Annotated in this window: 17 protein-coding genes; 3 read left to right on the top strand and 14 right to left on the bottom strand. The window is 42.1% G+C overall.

Going from position 1 to position 18,287, the window contains the following annotated elements:
- Nucleotides 1-71: 71 nt before the first annotated feature.
- Nucleotides 72-980, top strand: coding sequence for an AEC family transporter (locus ACQ96U_RS02455; protein ID WP_431719641.1), 909 nt, complete (start codon nt 72-74; stop codon nt 978-980).
- 92 nt (nt 981-1,072) lie between these two features.
- On the opposite strand, the gene cysN is transcribed toward ACQ96U_RS02455, so the two are convergent.
- The 3 genes from cysN to ACQ96U_RS02440 all read right to left on the bottom strand — a co-directional run bounded on the left by cysN (nt 1,073) and on the right by ACQ96U_RS02440 (nt 4,821).
- Nucleotides 1,073-2,722: a sulfate adenylyltransferase subunit CysN gene (cysN, locus tag ACQ96U_RS02450; protein WP_431719640.1), complete on the bottom strand. Its 1,650-nt coding sequence runs from the start codon at nt 2,720-2,722 to the stop codon at nt 1,073-1,075.
- A gap of 97 nt (nt 2,723-2,819) precedes the next feature.
- Entirely contained in the window at nt 2,820-3,728 is a 909-nt protein-coding gene (gene cysD / locus ACQ96U_RS02445) for a sulfate adenylyltransferase subunit CysD (protein ID WP_431719639.1), read from the bottom strand.
- Between the two features lie 334 nt (nt 3,729-4,062).
- Nucleotides 4,063-4,821: a Nif3-like dinuclear metal center hexameric protein gene (locus tag ACQ96U_RS02440; protein WP_431719638.1), complete on the bottom strand. Its 759-nt coding sequence runs from the start codon at nt 4,819-4,821 to the stop codon at nt 4,063-4,065.
- A gap of 144 nt (nt 4,822-4,965) precedes the next feature.
- Between ACQ96U_RS02440 and ACQ96U_RS02435 the strand changes: the two genes are divergently transcribed.
- Nucleotides 4,966-6,210 carry a trypsin-like peptidase domain-containing protein gene (locus ACQ96U_RS02435; RefSeq protein WP_431719637.1) on the top strand — a complete coding sequence of 415 codons (1,245 nt, stop codon included), beginning with the start codon at nt 4,966-4,968 and terminating at the stop codon, nt 6,208-6,210.
- Nucleotides 6,211-6,330: 120 nt separating this feature from the next.
- On the opposite strand, the gene hisC is transcribed toward ACQ96U_RS02435, so the two are convergent.
- The 11 genes from hisC to ACQ96U_RS02380 form a co-directional block, all read right to left on the bottom strand.
- The gene (gene hisC / locus ACQ96U_RS02430) at nt 6,331-7,440 is read right to left on the bottom strand and encodes a histidinol-phosphate transaminase (RefSeq protein ID WP_431719636.1); all 1,110 of its coding nucleotides are present in this window, start codon (nt 7,438-7,440) and stop codon (nt 6,331-6,333) included.
- Between the two features lie 34 nt (nt 7,441-7,474).
- Nucleotides 7,475-8,782, bottom strand: coding sequence for a histidinol dehydrogenase (gene hisD / locus ACQ96U_RS02425; RefSeq protein ID WP_431719635.1), 1,308 nt, complete (start codon nt 8,780-8,782; stop codon nt 7,475-7,477).
- Nucleotides 8,783-8,841: 59 nt separating this feature from the next.
- Nucleotides 8,842-9,492, bottom strand: a complete 651-nt coding sequence (gene hisG / locus ACQ96U_RS02420) for an ATP phosphoribosyltransferase (RefSeq protein WP_431719634.1) — start codon at nt 9,490-9,492, stop codon at nt 8,842-8,844.
- Nucleotides 9,493-9,509: 17 nt separating this feature from the next.
- Nucleotides 9,510-10,769: a UDP-N-acetylglucosamine 1-carboxyvinyltransferase gene (murA, locus tag ACQ96U_RS02415; protein ID WP_431719633.1), complete on the bottom strand. Its 1,260-nt coding sequence runs from the start codon at nt 10,767-10,769 to the stop codon at nt 9,510-9,512.
- A 69-nt stretch (nt 10,770-10,838) separates the two neighbouring features.
- On the bottom strand, nt 10,839-11,096 hold the full coding sequence (locus ACQ96U_RS02410; RefSeq protein ID WP_431719632.1) for a BolA family protein: 258 nt from the start codon (nt 11,094-11,096) through the stop codon (nt 10,839-10,841).
- Between the two features lie 106 nt (nt 11,097-11,202).
- On the bottom strand, nt 11,203-11,517 hold the full coding sequence (locus ACQ96U_RS02405) for an STAS domain-containing protein (protein WP_431719631.1): 315 nt from the start codon (nt 11,515-11,517) through the stop codon (nt 11,203-11,205).
- A 3-nt stretch (nt 11,518-11,520) separates the two neighbouring features.
- A complete protein-coding gene (locus tag ACQ96U_RS02400) occupies nt 11,521-12,180 on the bottom strand; it encodes an MlaC/ttg2D family ABC transporter substrate-binding protein (RefSeq protein ID WP_431719630.1) in 660 nt (219 codons plus the stop codon).
- Between the two features lie 34 nt (nt 12,181-12,214).
- Complete coding sequence (gene mlaD / locus ACQ96U_RS02395) at nt 12,215-12,673, bottom strand: outer membrane lipid asymmetry maintenance protein MlaD (RefSeq protein ID WP_431719629.1); 459 nt, start codon at nt 12,671-12,673, stop codon at nt 12,215-12,217.
- Nucleotides 12,674-12,681: 8 nt separating this feature from the next.
- Nucleotides 12,682-13,497, bottom strand: coding sequence for a lipid asymmetry maintenance ABC transporter permease subunit MlaE (gene mlaE / locus ACQ96U_RS02390; RefSeq protein ID WP_431719628.1), 816 nt, complete (start codon nt 13,495-13,497; stop codon nt 12,682-12,684).
- The gene (locus ACQ96U_RS02385; RefSeq protein ID WP_431719627.1) at nt 13,494-14,309 is read right to left on the bottom strand and encodes an ATP-binding cassette domain-containing protein; all 816 of its coding nucleotides are present in this window, start codon (nt 14,307-14,309) and stop codon (nt 13,494-13,496) included. Before ACQ96U_RS02385 ends, mlaE begins: the two co-directional genes overlap by 4 nt.
- Before the next feature lie 709 nt (nt 14,310-15,018).
- Nucleotides 15,019-16,680, bottom strand: coding sequence for a M20/M25/M40 family metallo-hydrolase (locus ACQ96U_RS02380; protein ID WP_431719626.1), 1,662 nt, complete (start codon nt 16,678-16,680; stop codon nt 15,019-15,021).
- Nucleotides 16,681-17,278: 598 nt separating this feature from the next.
- Between ACQ96U_RS02380 and ACQ96U_RS02375 the strand changes: the two genes are divergently transcribed.
- Entirely contained in the window at nt 17,279-18,256 is a 978-nt protein-coding gene (locus ACQ96U_RS02375) for a calcium/sodium antiporter (protein ID WP_431719625.1), read from the top strand.
- Nucleotides 18,257-18,287 lie beyond the last annotated feature (31 nt).

Genomic DNA, 18,287 nt, shown 5'->3' with positions numbered 1-18,287 from the left:
CCTTATTCTCATTATTAATAGCCAGTGCGAATAGTATAGAAGTACTTATTATGATTGATACAGGGTTTCTAATGACCAAAGTGAGCTTCCTATTCATTTTGGTGATGATTGGATTTTCCTTAGGTAGACGCTTCACTATCGAGCTGAAAACAATATCCACATTGTTACTTTATTTGCTCTCCCCTATTGTTGTGTTTAGTGGCATCGCTCAGGCTAAGCTCTTGCCAATGTATTCACTTATTCCCATCTTCTTTTTCCTGTTTAGTCTTACCATGGCATTAATGGCGCTTAAGTTTGGGCGATTATTTTGGCAAGACAATACTCGTCATTTATTTGCACTCTCATGCAGTACGGGGAATACAGGGTATTTTGGCCTGCCTGTCGCTATGGCCATTCTCGATGAAACAGGCGTAGCACTGGTGATTTTTGCCATGCTTGGCATTACCCTTTTTGAGTATACAGCGGGCTTTTATATCACCGCTCGAGGCCAATATGACGTTCGCAAAAGCATACAAAAACTGATTAGATTGCCCTTCTTTTATGCATTTTTAGCGGGTTTATTGATAAACCTAACCCAAATAGAACTACCCTCAATCATTACGGATCAACTACCCATTTTCAAAAGCAGTTATACCATGCTGGGGATGATGATGATTGGCTTTGCCCTGTCTTCAGTAACGCGTAAGGATGTTGACTGGAAGTTAATCGGGCTAACCACCTTAAGTAAATACTTACTATGGCCTAGCTGCGTAATTCTTGTGATTTTATTAGATCAACATTCACATCAATGGCTTGACGATATCATGATTCAAGTAATGTTACTTATATCCGTTGTCCCTCTAGCAGCAAATACAATTGCGCTTGCCGTTGAACTCAATGTTCACCCCCAAAAGGCCTCTGTTGCAGTGCTAACCAGTACCGCACTAGGCGTTCTTATTATCCCTATATATCTTTCTACCTTAACACAATGGTTGATTTAACAACACGATAGTGCTGTACAAAAAAAAGCCCTGCTTAAATAATTTAGCAGGGCTTTTTTTAATTCTAGTTGAAAGCTTTAAGTGAGTTACTTTTACAGTTGGCTTGCTAATTCCTCAACTGTTTTCACCAAATGAGTTGTATCATCAACTGTAAGCTGTTGAGTTGTAACATTATAACTATCTTGTTGCTCAGCACAGACAAACAATACTATAACTCCTTGTTGCTGTAGATACTCAGCAATACCCACCACAGAATTAGCTTCTACAGTAGATAAAACCTCCTGGTCCAGCACCACGACATTACGGCCTTGATTAAATAAAAGCCGTTCCAAGTGCTTAGCGGCAGCCTGACGCTCCTGCCCAGTAATTTCAATAATCTGAGGTTGCTGATTGAACCGTGCTGCACGCTCTTGTTGGGTAACAGGCTTCACCTGTTGTTCGCCAACCCCTTTGACCATACCTGCACCCACAGTCACATTAGTCATTCGGTCAACTAAAATAAATGCGCCAGTCCCCGGGTTACTATGGTAAGCATCAAAGTTCACTGATTTATTCAGAGCAAACTGACACAGTGCAATCTCATTAAGCAGTAATTGTTCACCTTGTTGTTGCTCCAGGGTGTTAACATCCGTCTTATGTTCAATACGTGTTAGCGTAGCAATCGCCTTATTTGTGAGAAATTTAATATCATACTGTTTACCTGCCTGGAGCGGTGCCTCTGCCATCCATACAACGGTTGCCTGTATATCACTCGCTACCAGTGGTAAATTGTCTGGTTTAACAAGCAAATCACCACGGCTGATATCAATTTCATCGGTTAATGTCAGCGTAACCGCCTGACCGGCATATGCTTCAGTCAGTTCTCCATCATAAGTGATTATTTGCTTTACCCGACTCCGCTGCTGCGAAGGAAATACCACCAACTCATCACCTGGGCGTACAACACCAGAGGTGATTGTGCCACTAAAGCCTCGAAAGTCGAGGTTAGGCCGATTAACATATTGAACAGGAAAGCGAAAATCATCGAGGTTGCGGTCCGCATTGATTTCTACTGTTTCTAAAATAGACATCAATGGCTGGCCTTGATACCAAGGTGTATTTTCACTTAGGTTGACAACATTATCACCGTCCAAGGCAGAAATTGGTACAAAGTGAATATCTTTAAAACCTAACTCAGCAGCAAACGTCGTGTAATCTTGCTTAATACGTGTAAAAACGTCCTCAGAAAAATCCATCAAATCCATTTTGTTAATGGCAACGATGATATGCTTGATACCCAATAACGAAGTCAAAAAGCTGTGACGACGAGTTTGTGTTTTTACGCCATTTCGAGCGTCAATTAAAATAATGGCTAAATTACAGGTCGATGCCCCCGTCGCCATGTTTCGTGTGTATTGTTCATGGCCAGGGGTATCCGCAATAATAAATTTTCGTTTTGCTGTTGAGAAATAACGATAGGCGACATCAATCGTAATGCCTTGTTCTCGTTCAGCCTGCAAACCATCAACCAGCAGTGCTAAATCTAATTTTTCACCTGCATTACCATTTTTTTTACTGTCGTGTTTGATCGACTCCAGATGGTCTTCATAAATCATTTTAGAGTCATGAAGTAACCGACCAATTAATGTACTTTTTCCATCATCAACACTGCCACAGGTTAAAAAGCGCAACAGCTCTTTCTGTTCATGCTGTGCCAGATAAGCATTGATATCAGTAGCGATCAGTTCAGATTGATGTGACATACCCTGGCCCCGCGGACAATGCTGCAAACGTTAATACCACACCAGTGGCTACATTAGTGCTATTTTGGCAAATAAGACGGCAATTGCTGTTCATGGCTTAGAAATACCCTTCTTGCTTCTTCTTTTCCATGGAACCCGCACCATCATGATCAATCACACGACCTTGTCGCTCTGAAGTTTTAGTCAGTAGCATTTCCTGAATAATATCGGGCAATGTCTTTGCGGAAGATTCAATAGCACCAGTCAGAGGATAACAACCCAGAGTTCTAAACCTAACCATTTTCAATTCTGGCTGCTCATCTTGGTGAAGAGGAAAACGCTCATCATCAACCATTAAATCCACACCATCGCGCATCACAACGGGACGTTTTGCTGCATAGTAAAGAGGTACGATAGGAATATTTTCTAGGTGGATGTACTGCCAAATATCGAGTTCAGTCCAGTTTGATAAGGGGAATACACGAATACTTTCGCCCTTATTCACTTTACCGTTGTAGATATTCCATAATTCTGGACGTTGGTTTTTAGGATCCCAACGATGATTTTTATCACGGAAAGAATAAACACGCTCTTTTGCACGAGACTTTTCTTCATCTCGTCTGGCACCACCAAATGCCGCATCAAAACCGTATTTATCCAGTGCCTGCTTCAATCCCTGAGTTTTCATGATATCCGTATGTTTGGCACTACCATGCACAAAAGGATTGATACCCAGTGCTTCACCTTCAGGATTTTTATGGACCAACAACTCCATGCCCACTTCCTTCGCTCGTTGATCACGGAAACTGATCATTTCACGGAACTTCCAACCTGTATCGACATGAAGCAATGAAAATGGTGGTTTACTGGGATAAAACGCTTTTAGGGCGAGATGCAACATGACAGAAGAATCCTTGCCTATTGAATAGAGCATGACTGGATTTTCAAACTCTGCGACCACCTCGCGGATAATATGGATACTTTCAGCTTCAAGCTGTTTTAAGTGGGTCAGATTATTTGCTTGCATCTCAGGCTACCATAGCGATTCTTCACGCAGTTAACTTCAAACGGATAATCGCAGTTACTAAGTTGTTCGGTTACACCCTAGCGTATAGTTCAAGGTTACCACCAGGACTATCAGATCCGTTGCCGAGTATTCTTTAATCCCCCTGCTTTGCAGGGTTATGTTATCAGTAACCTACTATACCAAATTAATAATAATTATAATAAGAGAGCTATTTAGATGTTTTTGTCATATAAATATGTTTTTTGGGGATAACTGTAGCCACGGAAAAGAGTCTACACAGCCCAATGTCTCCAAATACTGGGCTGTGACGAGATGAGGAAAAATAAAGGTCGGATTAGACGGGGTTATCTATATCAACAAATATGTGTTCAATACCAAAATGATCTGCAAGTGCTTCACCTAACGCTTTAATTCCATAACGCTCAGTGGCATGGTGGCCTGCAGCAAAATAATGAACCCCTAATTCACGCGCAGTGTGCACAGTTGGCTCAGAAATTTCACCCGATAGATAAGCATCCACACCTAATTGTGCAGCCTTTTCAATGAAACTTTGTGCTGCACCTGTGCACCAAGCGACTTTTTTGATGGGGTGACTACCCGATTGAATAACAAGTGGAGAACGCCCTAATACATCCGTAACTTGCTGGGTTAATTGCTCTACTGAAAGCTCACTAGAAACTTCACCCACCAGACCAATGCTGGTATTAATATCTGCATCCATCCCTTGAGTAATCTTCAAACCTAACAACTTAGCCAGTTGTGCATTATTACCTAGTTCAGGGTGAGCATCTAAAGGCAAGTGATAGGCTAGCAAGTTTATTTCATGGGCTAGTAATGCCTGTAAGCGCTTTTTCTTCATACCCACAACAGGCTCAGACTCACCCCGCCAGAAATATCCATGGTGCACCAGCAGGGCATCCGCCTGTATTTTAATTGCATGATCAATAAGCGCCTGACTAGCAGTGACACCAGTCACAATTTTCTTAATATGTGGTTTGCCTTCAACTTGCAAACCATTAGGGCAATAATCCTTAAACAGCTGCGGTTGCAACCATTCACTCAAAGTATTTATAAGGTCTTTACATTCAACCATAGTGTATACGTCTTACATTAGCAGAATATGAGATGACAGAATAAGTCATGCATCCGTATAATAAGTGCGCCCAAGGGTTAAGAAACACCTGAATAACTTGGCCAGATTTCAAAGCCAAAGGCAAATTATTACGAAAACATGACTATGAAAAAACTAGTGCATTTCCTTACATGGCCAACAATTTGTGGTGTCTTAGTTGCCGTTATTCTAATGCAACAATTCCCCAGCTTAGTTGGAAAAAATAATACTGTTGAAAAAAATACACCACAAGTTACTCAAGCAGTATACAACAGTACAAATAGCCCTATCAGCCCAACTGAACCTGTCGTCGTTAATCAAGAAAATGTAACCGTTTCCCCCAGTAAAACAGGACCCAGCTCTTATAGTCATGCTGTAAAAAAAGCAGCACCTGCTGTGGTTAATATATACACAACAAAAATAATTCGTGAGCGCCAACACCCAATCTTCGATGATCCTTTCTTTCAGGATTTCTTTGGCTATAACCAAATGCCTAAACGGAAGCGTATGCAATCCAGCTTAGGTTCAGGCGTGATTATGAGCCCAGAAGGCTATGTCGTTACCAACAATCATGTTATTGCAGGTGCCTCAGAAATTCTAATATTACTGCAAGATGGTCGTGAAACAGCCGCTCGCGTAGTTGGCACAGATCCAGAGACGGACCTAGCCATTCTTAAAATAGATCTAGACAATCTACCTTCCATCACCCTAGCCCCAACGCGTAATGCTGAGATTGGTGATGTGGTATTAGCTATTGGGAATCCTTTTGGTGTTGGCCAAACTGTGACCATGGGTATTATCAGTGCCACAGGTCGTAGCAAACTTTACTTAAACACATACGAAAACTTCATCCAAACAGATGCAGCCATAAATCCTGGAAACTCTGGTGGCGCACTTATTAATGTGCATGGCGACCTGCTCGGTATCAATACAGCTATATTTTCTAAGTCTGGAGGCTCTCAAGGAATTGGTTTCGCGATTCCTTCAGAAATAGCCCGCGATGTGATGTTATCAATCGTCAAACACGGCAAGGTTATTCGCGGCTGGTTAGGGCTTGAGACTCAACAGTTTACCCGTGAGCTTGCAGATGCTTTTGGTCTTCCGCATATAGAAGGGATTTTAATTACGGGTGTATATCGTAATGGCCCAGCTTTTCAAGCGGGCTTAAAACCGGGCGATTTAATCCTGGAGATTAACAGTATGCATGCACGTGAAGGCCGCAAAGTCATGTATCAGGTGGCTCAAATGCGTCCAGGTGAAGAAGTTATTATTAAAATTATTCGTAATGGGGTTGAGCAAGATATCAAATGTATTATTGGTTTAAGGCCGTCCCTCTCAGGACTGCAAGAACCTTCTCGCTCAAGGCATTAACTGCCCATTTAACTTATCCTTCCAACTTAAAGCTTCATTTCAAACACTAATCCAGAATACTTACAGTCTGGATTAGTGTATTCGCCTCAACGACCAACAATTTATTACTAAAAGCCCAAATTAACTGGCAAGCAAGGCAGCTAACTCCCTTAATAACACCTCATTTTCTTTTGGTGTACCCACCGTAATACGCAAACAGTTGTTGAGCAAAGGGTGTGAGCCATGAAGACACTTTATTAAAACACCTTTTGCGAGCAATAGTCGCTGGACGTCTACTGCATCATGTTCAAGAGTTCGGCATAGTAAAAAGTTAGCCTCACTTGGCCAGACATGCAGATTATCAAAAGCAGAAAGTCGCTCTTTAAGTGCTTCCCGATCAGCACAAATCTTAGTCGTTTGTTTAAACAACTCATCCACATGTTGTAACGCAAATGCCGTACTGGCTTGGGTTAACACATTGATATTGTAAGGCAGGCGTAGTTTATTCACTTCAGCTAACCAGCCAGGGTGACCAATTAAATACCCTAAACGCAATCCTGCTAGCCCTACCTTGGAAAGCGTTCGCATGATAACTACATTGCTATAATCTGCTAGCAAAGAATAAGCATCACTTGAAGAAAAAGCCGTATAAGCCTCATCGATAACAACCAACCCTGAAGAGGCTTCAATAATACGCCGAACTTTTTCTTCACCGAATACATTACCTGTTGGATTATTGGGCTGTGCTAAAAAGATCAAGGCTGGGTTATGCATCTCAATAGCCTTCAGCATGGCACCAATATCCAGAGAAAAATCTGCACCTAATGGAATGCCCACATAATTCATCTGCAAGTACTGAGCAATCATCTTGTACATAACGAAGCTTGGTTCTGGTGCCAGTATCGTTCGGTTTGGGCCTGCTACTGTCATTGCTAATAACTGGATTAGCTCATCGGAGCCATTACCAAATAGAATTTCATAATCTTCTGCTATTTGGAATGCCTCGCGAAATGACTGCTTTAACTGAGCGCAGCCTGCATCTGGGTAGCGGTTGACATGAATTTGCTGGAGGGAGTCAAGCCATGCTTGATGCATTGTTGATGGCCAATGATAAGGATTTTCCATAGCATCAAGCTTGATAACATGCTGCCCAATGGTCGGCACATGATACGCTTTTAATGCCTGGACATCCGTTCTAACCCAGCGCTCAACACGAGCACTTACTGCTTGTTTACGATTATCACTCACCATAAGTCATCTTCTTATTGTTAGCTGTGTTCTCTCATTATTTTTTATTCACGATTCGGTATTCAGCTGAGAGTGCATGTGCCGTCAGTCCTTCCCCCCTCGCCAGTGTAGAGGCTATTTGTCCAATCTCACTGGCACTTTCTGCCGAAAAACACACTAATGAGGAACGTTTTTGAAAGTCATACACACCAAGAGGAGAAGAAAAACGCGCTGTCCCAGAAGTAGGCAGCACATGATTTGGGCCTGCGCAATAGTCACCCAGAGCTTCTGCCGTATAGCGTCCCATGAAAATAGCACCGGCATGACGTATTGCAGGCAATAGTGCATGGGGATCTTCTACTGACAGCTCCAAATGCTCAGGGGCAATTTCGTTGCTTACGGCTATTGCTGTATCTATATCAGGAGTCCAGATAAAAGCACCACGATTAGCTAATGAGGTAGCAATAAGATCTTTTCTTTCCATTGTAGGCAACAAGCGTTTTATACTTGCTTCCACTTTATGCAAAAAGTCTCTGTCTGGTGAAATTAATATAGATTGAGCGTCTTCATCATGCTCTGCCTGCGAAAACAGATCCATCGCAATCCAGTCAGGCTCTGTTTTGCCATCACAAATCACCAGAATTTCAGATGGCCCCGCAATCATATCAATGCCTACCTGGCCAAACACCAGTTGTTTAGCCGTGGCGACATAAATATTACCTGGTCCCACAATTTTATCGACTTTGGGAACAGACTCAGTGCCATAAGCCAAAGCAGCAATAGCTTGAGCCCCTCCTATCGTGAACACTTTATCAACCCCAGCAATGGCTGCTGCTGCCAATACCCAATCATTCACCACACCTTTAGGCATGGGTACAACCATAATAATTTCTTTAACACCAGCAACTTTGGCTGGAATTGCATTCATTAATACAGATGAAGGGTAGGCTGCTTTGCCTCCTGGAACGTAAATACCGACCCGCGCCATTGGCGTAACCTGTTGCCCAAGTAAAACGCCCTCTTCTTCGTACTGCCAGGAACGTTGGACTTGCCTTTCATGGTACTGCCGAATTCGATCAGCTGCTGCGACCAGTGCTTGTTCATCATTGGCATTTAAGCGTTGGCGAGCTTCATGAAGTGCTTTGCTATCAAGACAAATATCAGCTATTGAGGCTAAATTTCGCTGGTCAAAACGACAAGTGTAATCAACTAAAGCCTGATCACCCTGTTGTCGTACATTACTAATAATTGATTGCACAGTACTCAGTACTTGCTGATCAGAAACCGCTTCCCATGCAATCAATGCATTTAAACGCGTAGAGAAATCTTCTGCCGTGGCATCTAACCACTGAATATCAAGCGACATGAATTACACTCTCCAACCAAGACTGCTGCACGGTATTAACTAAGCCAGAACTGTTTGACTTATTTTCCTGATATTTCCCGCTGATTCACCGCTGATTCCAAGTCCTTAATCAGGTTTTGAAGTAATTTATGTTTTATTTTCATCGCAGCCTTATTAATGACCAGCCTCGCACTGACATGAGCAATCAGTTCTCTTGGCGCCAAGCCATTTGCTCGCAGTGTATTTCCAGTATCCACCACATCCACAATTTCATCAGCCAAGCCCACCAAAGGTGCCAATTCCATTGAACCATACAACTTAATTATTTCTGCTTGCTGTCCTTGTGCCGCATAGAAACGCTTAGCAACGTTAACAAACTTCGTAGCCACACGCCTCCCCCTGGCCTGAGGTTTAGCGTCTACAGGTCCTGCCGTCATTAACCGACAACACGCTATTTTTAAATCCAAGGGTTCATACAGCCCATGAGTACCATGCTCAAGCAAGACATCCTTACCAGAAACACCTGCATCCGCAGCACCATATTCAACATAGGTAGGAACATCAGTAGTTCGAACGATGAGTAAGTTAACATGAGGATGATGGGTGGGAATAATTAACTTGCGGCTTTTCTTCAAGTCTTCTGCAGGCTCAATGCCTGCAGCTTTTAGTAAGGGCAAGGTTTCATCGAGAATCCGCCCTTTCGATAACGCGATCGTAAGTTGATTTTTCATTGTTTTAGTAGCGTATGCTAAGGTACACGTCTGATTTTTGCGCCTAATAGTTGAAGTTTTTCTTCTATACACTCATAGCCACGATCAATATGATAAATACGATCTACTACTGTATCACCTTCAGCAACTAAACCAGCTACCACCAAACTCGCGGAGGCACGTAGATCAGTTGCCATAACTGGCGCAGCTTTAAGTTTTTCAACACCAGTGACAATAGCAGTATTGCCCTCAATGGTGATATTCGCTCCCATGCGCATCATTTCTAAAGCATGCATAAAGCGATTTTCAAAAACGGTTTCAGTAATACTACCTGTTCCTTCAGCAACCGCATTTAAGGTTGTGAATTGTGCCTGCATGTCAGTTGGAAACGCAGGGTAAGGCGCTGTTTTCAAGCTGATGGCTTTTGGTCGCTTACCATGCATGTCCAGCTCAATCCAATCATCACCTATAGTCATATCAGCGCCCGCTTCTTTCAGCTTGCTCAATACGGCTTCAAGGATAGAAGGATCTGTATCTTTAACTTTCACCCGCCCCCCCGTAACGGCTGCAGCCACGAGATAGGTTCCAGTTTCAATTCTATCGGGTAATACAGAATACACACAGCCATGAAGCTTTGGTACCCCATCAACCACAATCGTGTCACTACCATGGCCAGAGATTTTCGCACCCATTTTAATCAAACAGTGCGCTAAATCGACCACTTCAGGCTCTCTAGCCGCATTTTCAATCACTGTTTGCCCATCAGCCAAACATGCAGCCATTAAAATATTTTCAGTACCGGTGACGGTCACTGTGTCCATGAAAATATGGGCACCTTTTAAGCGATCTTTAACACTCGCTTTGATATAACCATCCTCAACCTTAATATCCGCACCCATGGCTTCCAAACCACGAATATGAAGATCCACAGGACGACTACCTATAGCACAACCACCCGGTAGTGCTACTTCAGCTTTACCAAAGTGCGCTAACATAGGCCCCAGCACAAGGATGGAAGCCCGCATGGTTTTCACCAGTTCATAGGGAGCACTTAAGCTTTTAATTGAGTTTGCATGAACTTCAACATTTAACTTTTCATCAACCACAAGCTCAATGCCCATACGGCCAAAAAGCTCAATCATGGTTGTAATATCATGAAGGTGTGGGAGGTTACACACTGTTACTGGCTCATCAGCCAAGAGTGTTGCCGCCAGGATAGGTAAGGCAGCATTTTTCGCTCCGGAAATTCTTATCTCACCATCCAGGCGACTACCACCGGTAATAATCAATTTATCCATTAATTATTCCTCAAGCTCTTACTAAATACTGAGCCAGATAAACTCTGACAGCACAGGGGGCATCACTTTCTATTGCTGTCCATTTTGTTGGAGATACTGTTGCCACTCAGCAGGCGAGAAGAATTTCATCGTAACCGCATGGATAGTGCCATCAGCGATAAGGTGGTTGAGGTGAGCATAAACCATCTGTTGTTTTTTTACGGGCGATAAGCCTGTGAATTCATCGCTGACGAGTATTAGCTGAAAGTTACAGCCTTCACCATCAACGATAACTTCAGTATTTACCAGCTTATCTTCTAATAATGCTTTTATTTGCTCTGGTCCCATCGCTACCTCAACATAGAATGCTGAAAAAAAAGGGGAGTATCATATAAAAAAATACGCAGTAACGAAACCTTAACTGCGTCTTAATTACCATAGCAAATCTGACTTTTTACTCAATTCCCAAGGGAAGTACGCTATCAAGGCCACTTACTCTGGCCAAATCAAACAAATCAGCAGACATATTGACGAACTTAAGCTGGTATGAACACTTTCTCGAAAAACGTAACCAGCAAAGTAAAACAGAGAGCCCCACACTACTGCAAGAAACTATGCCACTGAGATCAATCTGCCAGGCTGTCACTGTATTAGTACTCGTCATCAAGTCTCGTCCTTGCTGCTCAATTACCACAGCGTTGGCTGCCTCAAGGCAGCCTGAAACTTTAATAACACCTGGCTGAGTAAGTTCTACTGTCGCGTCGGTCACAGCTTAAGCACCTTTAGCTCGTGTCTTTTCTTCTGCAGACTTCATGATAGTAGACCAGTTATCGATCACTTTTTGAATATTGCGCTGGTTTTCACGCATTGCTTGGTCAAATTGAGACTGGAAAACTTTACCAATATTGATGCCATTAACTACAACATTACGCATCTTCCACTCTCCTGCACCATTTTTAAACATGGTGTAGGTTAAAGGGTAAGTTGTGCCATCTGCAGCATAGATAGTCATATGCACAGGTATACGAGGTTTTTTGAGATGTTCAGCTGGAATTGGTTTTACATCAATACGTTGATTATCGTATTTAAGCAATGCTTTTCCATAAAACTCAATCATGCTGGTTTTAAATGCTTTTTCAAACTGCTGTAATTGTGCAGGTGTCGCTTTTTTAATGTGACGAACACTCATAACACTGCGTGCGATTTTATCAAATGCAACAACAGGTGAAAGCACTTTATCCAGCTCACCAAAAAAACGTTGTGGATTACTTTTGTAATTTGGTTTTTCTTTTTTAATAACGGCAATCATTTTCTCAGTAGTATCTTTAACCAACCGATCAGGGCTATCGGCTACAGCTAAAGCACTTGAAATGAGGAAGCATTGCGCAAATACCAAAGTAATCGCTTTAGTTAAATAGTTTCGCAAATTCATGAATATACCTTCGTCTAGCTAATCCTGTTTATCTTTATTCAACTTCTTTGACTGATTGTTTAAGGAATTTTCCAATCAAATCTTCAAGAATTTGCGCTGGTTGGGTATTCCATATTTCCCCCCCTTCCTGCAAAGTCTTTTCCTCACCACCTAACGTAATTCCAATATACTGCTCGCCCAAAAGACCTGAGGTCAAAATGGCTGCCGTGCTATCTGTTGGAATATTATTAACTTGGCTGTCAATTTCCATAACAACCTTGGCACGCATTTCCGTTTTATCATAGGAAATGGAAACCACTCTTCCTACATTGACACCACTAATAGCCACCTTGGAACGCACTTTGAGACCACCAATGTGATCAAAGAAAGCATGGACGTGATAAGTAGTTTGGGCTGTCTGAATGGATAATCCACTTACTCGCAAAGCCAACAAAATCAGCGCAAATATGCCTGCCAGCATAAAAACTCCCACGCTGATCTCAACGGTTCTCATGCGCACCATTACAGTTCTCCGAACATCACTGCCGTTAAAATAAAGTCTAAACCCAGTACAGCTAATGACGAATAAACAACGGTTCGCGTTGTTGCTCGACTAATGCCTTCTGAAGTGGGCATAGTATCGTAGCCTTGGAAAACGGCGATCCAGGTTACGACAAAACCAAAGACCAGGCTTTTAATCACACCATTACAGACATCATCTGCAAAATTAACAGACTGTTGCATGTTTGACCAAAAAGACCCTTCGTAAATACCAAGCCAGTCAACGCTGACCATGGCCCCACCATAAATGCCAATGACACTAAAAATTGCCGCAAGCAATGGCATTGAAATAAAACCAGCCCAAAAGCGTGGTGCAACAATTCTTTTTAATGGATCAACGCCAATCATTTCCATACTGGATAGTTGTTCCGTTGCTTTCATCAAGCCAATTTCTGCCGTCAGTGCAGACCCCGCACGCCCCGCATAAAGCAATGCAGTAACAACAGGACCCAGCTCACGAAGCAGGGTCAATGCAACCATCTGACCGACAGCTTCTTCAGAACCATAGGTAACGAGTATGTTATATCCCTGAAGGCCCAGTACCATCCCAATAAAGAGGCCTGAAACAGATATAATGACCAGTGACAGCACACCTATTGAATACAGTTGCTGTACTAGCAACTGATAACGTGAGCCAAAACCAGAACGACCAAAGATGGCCAGTAATAAAAAAACACCCGAGCGTCCTATTGACTCAACTCGCGCAATCCCAGTCTGACCAAGGCGACGAAGAAAAGTAATGAAGCTGGTCATTAAGTCCTGTCGTTGCCGCTTCATAAAACCTCTCCCATCAACAAGTCTTGGCGATAATCTTGTGCCGGATAATGATAAGGTACAGGACCATCTGGTAGACCTTTCATAAACTGTCTTATTCTGTCATCTGTAGAATTCATTAACTCATCAGGTGCCCCATGACCTAATACACTGGCATCACCAACGACATAAATGTAATCTGCAATACTGGCAGCTTCATGAACATCATGGGAAACAACAATACTGGTTAAATTCAAGGCATCATTTAATAAACGAATCAACTGGACTAAAACCCCCATCGCAATAGGGTCCTGTCCAACAAAAGGTTCATCGTACATAATCATCATCGGGTCCAAAGCTATAGCTCTTGCCAACGCAACCCGACGCGCCATACCACCAGAAAGTTCACTGGGCATTAAATCTCTTGCACCACGAAGACCAACTGCATGCAACTTCATTAATACCACATCACGAATCATTGCTTCTGGAAGCTGAGTATGTACACGTAATGGAAAAGCAACGTTTTCATAAACACTAAGGTCAGTAAAAAGAGCACCACTTTGAAACAACATGCCCATTTTTCGTCGAACCCTAAATAAATCACTACGCCCTAAAGAAGGAATACTATGTCCATCCACAATAATATCGCCAGCATCAGGCTTAAGCTGGGCCCCAATCAAGCGTAATAACGTGGTTTTACCAGTTCCACTTGGCCCCATAATAGCTGTCACTTTTCCTCTAGGAATATGTATTGTGACATTGTCATAAATAGCACGACCTGAACGTTTAAACGTTAAGCCGTTAATTTCGACAATATTATCAGAGGCAAACGCCATAATTTATCAACCTTTGTTAAACGCAGAACAACATTGACTATGGGCCAGACTGAATCAAATAAATACTGCACTCATTTTATTTGAATACGTAAGCTTTATTTGAAAATAGTGCACATTTTATACAACGGTTCATTATTCGGCTGTCATTAAAGGATTGTCATCTATCCCTTTTTCAGCAAAGACAATGTATCCATAGTTAGGTAAAAGTACTTAGTGCCGGCTGACAGTATTAGTATTTTGTTACTAGGGCGCGCATTTTAGCACTATTTAAGAGGGAAACAAAAAGCAGCTTTTTATACACTAAACTACAAAAGAATGTACTTACTACCCCATGAAGCATCGAGATGCATTAAACCATTTTGCACCAAAGTAACAGTATTGATATTTAGATCACACTAGTGAATATCTTTTTTATCACACTACAAACCAATAACAACATAGCATTTAACAATAATTAAACACTATCAACACATTTTCATAAACAACACTTAGTGTTGCGAAACTTTAATACCAATATAAATGAAGTGGTTATTTCTATATTTAAAACAGCTCTGTGTAAAAAAATATTACATTGCGTAATGTTTAAATACTCAATAGAAGATTATATATACGACTTGAAACTGAAGGTATTTCACCCACTAAAACAACGTTAACGCCTTCCTTAACCCTACTAGAAAGCTAAGGAAGGAGCAGAATGCCTTATAGCGTTTTAGTTACTCCACTGCCACTGCTGATAGTCATTTGATAAGTCATACCAAACACCTACCCAGTCACCATACTTTTCACCAAAATGTGTTAAATAAAACTTTGTGTGTTCAGCATTTTGCAGCTTTCCACCAACCAGCCCCCAACGTTGTGTATTATCTGTTGTCTTACACTCACTTAGTTGAGCCATATTGGCACCTGTAAACCAAGAGCGCATAGCCAAACACTGTTTTTCACTCCCTTTGGGGTGAATACGCCCCTCACCATCCATCATCCATTTTTGGTTAGCCGCATTATTACACTGACTTGCAGTGATCCTATTTCCGCCCTGTTTATTGACGCCTAAGCAGAAGCCTTTGCCATTTTTCAGTTGCTTATAAGAACCATCATCGGGAGTATTTGGATCAGGGTTGTCAGGGCTATCTCCCGCACTTTTCGCTAACTCTACAGCAAAAGCCGTTGCTAACTTAGCGAATTTAATGGCATGCAAACCATTACCACCCGCGCTTTCCAATGTATCATTCGTGGTATGAATATTATTATTTGATTCACGCATTTGCGCTTCAAAAGGCATTACTGCTGGATAGCCATTACGATACCAGGAAGCATGATCCGAGCAGGCGTAACCACAACTACCGTAATCTACACTAATTTCTGGAAGATAGGTTTCAGCAAGCTTTGCCGTAAACTGAGTAAGCTCATTAGAGGTATTGTCTTGCATAAATACAACATCTGCACGAGAACCATTAAAGAGCGTCATATCCAACTGCATCACACCAATAACATTAGCGTTACTCTGCTTATGTTGTGCAGCAATATCGCCTGACCCTCGCAAGCCAACTTCTTCTGCCGCATACCCCATAAACTTTATCGTGCGTTTAGGGTTAAAATCACTTGTAAAAAGCACTCGCATTGCTTCAGTCAGTGAGGCTATACCTGATGCATTATCATCAGCACCGGGTGCTTTTGCGCGTATTTTGTCACTACTGCTTTGGTTGATAGAGTCCAGGTGCCCACCCACAACAACAACCTCATCTGGTAACTCACTTCCTTTCCAGGTCAATACCACAGATGGTTGTTGCCACTGACTATGCTTCACCAATTCAACTGAAACATTTTCATGACCTTTTGCTAACTGCTCCCACTGACTTTTAATCCAGCTAGCGGCCTCTACACCTGTATCGCTTTGATAATAACGATTATTAAAGCGACTTAAACTATTTATGGTTTCTTTTAAAGATGCTTCCTGAACAGAAGGAATCAGAGCAGTAACTATTTCCCCTTGATCAATGGTGTAATTAGGTTCTACAAAACCATTAAGAGGGATATTTTCATTTTGCTTCACCAAAGCAAGTGCTTGCTCAAAGTCATCATGCACTATAAATCCCCCACAGCGTTTCATCCGTAGGTGAATAAACTGACTTAGTGCATCTATTTTTTTCGTCGAAACCTTGGCGACAGTTGAGTTACTTGTTGAAAATGCTTCATCAGCTGCCAGTGATGACAGATCAACATCCTCCAAAAGATAAGGCATTTCTGTACGGATTTTTTCCCGTGTCTCTTTATCGATGGTGATCCAAAAGCCATCATCAGCCCAACCAGACATACTGACTGCAGCTAACAATGCACTACTCACAAAGACACGACTTAATGGTAGAAGCTTCACGGCTAAACCCTCGTGATTGACCTAGTTCATAACAACGGATTACTTCGACTTGTACTGGCTGTACGCTAGGTGCTCCAAAGGTTTGTTGCCCTAATACAACAGACCAAAGCTAATCGTTAAAATTTTTTATAAGCATTTTACAAACTGCAATTTCATCAACGAATAAATTTAAGTGCTATATAAGCTAAAAAACGTGGCTATATCACTTTACCTACAACAAACTTATTCTCAGACACAACCAGCACACAATAAGTGTCAGACAGCACAAAAATAATTCATAAACGGTATACAAATAGCAAACACCTGTCGTACAGAACGCAATCAAGCTTATCAGTTAACGAAGGAGGGGCTGAGGGGAGCAAGTCGCAAATTATTATCACCTACTGACTAAAATGCTGATCTGTATAACATATCCCACTAGAGTAATGATTTTCGTCATCGAATAGTTGTGAAAGCATAATGACTGCAAATTAATGACAAATGTCTCAATGCAATAACTTAATGCAAACGATTTATTCTTTTTTCTTTACTTGCATTTCACTTACAGACTTTCTTTAATAGCGCCCAAACAACATGAGAATATAAACGAGTTGAATTTATGTCTCTGCTATTAGCTTTTATCGCCATCTTGGTAGGTTTTGCTGTGCTCATTTGGAGTGCTGATATGTTTGTCGATGGCGCAGCCGCCACCGCACGTAATTTTGGCATGTCAACGATGATGATAGGTTTAACCATTGTCGCTTTTGGTACCTCTGCACCAGAAATTCTAGTGGCGATCATGGCCGCTTCGGATGGGCACTCAGGTTTAGCGGCTGGTAATGCACTAGGCTCTAACATTGCCAACATCGGTTTAGTTTTAGGTATTACTGCACTAGTAGCCCCCCTCCCAATAAAGTCATCTTTACTGCGTAAAGAAGTCCCCCTTTTACTTGCCGTGACATTTCTAGCAGGAGTGTGTCTCTTCGACTCTAGCTTGGCCCTGATGGATGGAATAATTCTACTGAGTGGGTTAGTGGCAACGCTTTATCTATTTTATCGTTGGCAGCAAAATGCCTCTAAAGGTGCAGACCCACTGATTACTGAGGAAGAGGAGGAGGTTCCTGATATCCCACAAAAAAAAGCAACCTGGTTATTCATTTGTGGGCTGGTTCTTCTCCTTATTAGTTCCAGAATCTTGGTGTGGGGAGCCACTGAAATTGCTTATTGGCTCGGTGTCAGTGAACTCATCATTGGTTTAACAGTGGTTGCAATTGGAACCAGTCTCCCAGAACTAGCAGCTTCAATTGCTAGTGCTCGAAAAAATCACCACGACATTGCAATTGGTAATGTGGTTGGCTCAAACCTTTTTAACTTACTGGCTGTACTACCTATGCCCGCGCTGATAAACCCTGACCATTTTAGTAGCCTTGTCTTCCAGCGTGACTATCTAGCTATGTTGTTACTCACAGGATTACTGGTTGGGATGATTTTCTGGGGTAAAATTCGGCAATCCTCACTTAGCCGTATTAATGGTTCCTGCCTAGTTGCTTGTTATGTGGGGTATGGCATCGTTCTTTACTTAACTCACAGTCTTTAGTCTGTCATAATTCGCGCCAGCTAATACTGTT

Source organism: Zooshikella sp. RANM57 (genome assembly GCF_050749885.1).
GTDB lineage: Bacteria > Pseudomonadota > Gammaproteobacteria > Pseudomonadales > Zooshikellaceae > Zooshikella.
The sequence above is the reverse complement of the archived record's forward strand: the minus strand, read 5'-3'. Positions and strand labels throughout refer to the sequence as shown.

Coding starts and splice junctions, on each gene's coding strand:
- ACQ96U_RS02455 (WP_431719641.1), top strand. CDS start 72: ATGACCAAAGTGAGCTTCCTATTCATTTTGGTGATGATTGGATTTTCC.
- cysN (WP_431719640.1), bottom strand. CDS start 2,722: ATGTCACATCAATCTGAACTGATCGCTACTGATATCAATGCTTATCTG.
- cysD (WP_431719639.1), bottom strand. CDS start 3,728: ATGCAAGCAAATAATCTGACCCACTTAAAACAGCTTGAAGCTGAAAGT.
- ACQ96U_RS02440 (WP_431719638.1), bottom strand. CDS start 4,821: ATGGTTGAATGTAAAGACCTTATAAATACTTTGAGTGAATGGTTGCAA.
- ACQ96U_RS02435 (WP_431719637.1), top strand. CDS start 4,966: ATGAAAAAACTAGTGCATTTCCTTACATGGCCAACAATTTGTGGTGTC.
- hisC (WP_431719636.1), bottom strand. CDS start 7,440: ATGGTGAGTGATAATCGTAAACAAGCAGTAAGTGCTCGTGTTGAGCGC.
- hisD (WP_431719635.1), bottom strand. CDS start 8,782: ATGTCGCTTGATATTCAGTGGTTAGATGCCACGGCAGAAGATTTCTCT.
- hisG (WP_431719634.1), bottom strand. CDS start 9,492: ATGAAAAATCAACTTACGATCGCGTTATCGAAAGGGCGGATTCTCGAT.
- murA (WP_431719633.1), bottom strand. CDS start 10,769: ATGGATAAATTGATTATTACCGGTGGTAGTCGCCTGGATGGTGAGATA.
- ACQ96U_RS02410 (WP_431719632.1), bottom strand. CDS start 11,096: ATGGGACCAGAGCAAATAAAAGCATTATTAGAAGATAAGCTGGTAAAT.
- ACQ96U_RS02400 (WP_431719630.1), bottom strand. CDS start 12,180: ATGAATTTGCGAAACTATTTAACTAAAGCGATTACTTTGGTATTTGCG.
- mlaD (WP_431719629.1), bottom strand. CDS start 12,673: ATGAGAACCGTTGAGATCAGCGTGGGAGTTTTTATGCTGGCAGGCATA.
- mlaE (WP_431719628.1), bottom strand. CDS start 13,497: ATGAAGCGGCAACGACAGGACTTAATGACCAGCTTCATTACTTTTCTT.
- ACQ96U_RS02385 (WP_431719627.1), bottom strand. CDS start 14,309: ATGGCGTTTGCCTCTGATAATATTGTCGAAATTAACGGCTTAACGTTT.
- ACQ96U_RS02375 (WP_431719625.1), top strand. CDS start 17,279: ATGTCTCTGCTATTAGCTTTTATCGCCATCTTGGTAGGTTTTGCTGTG.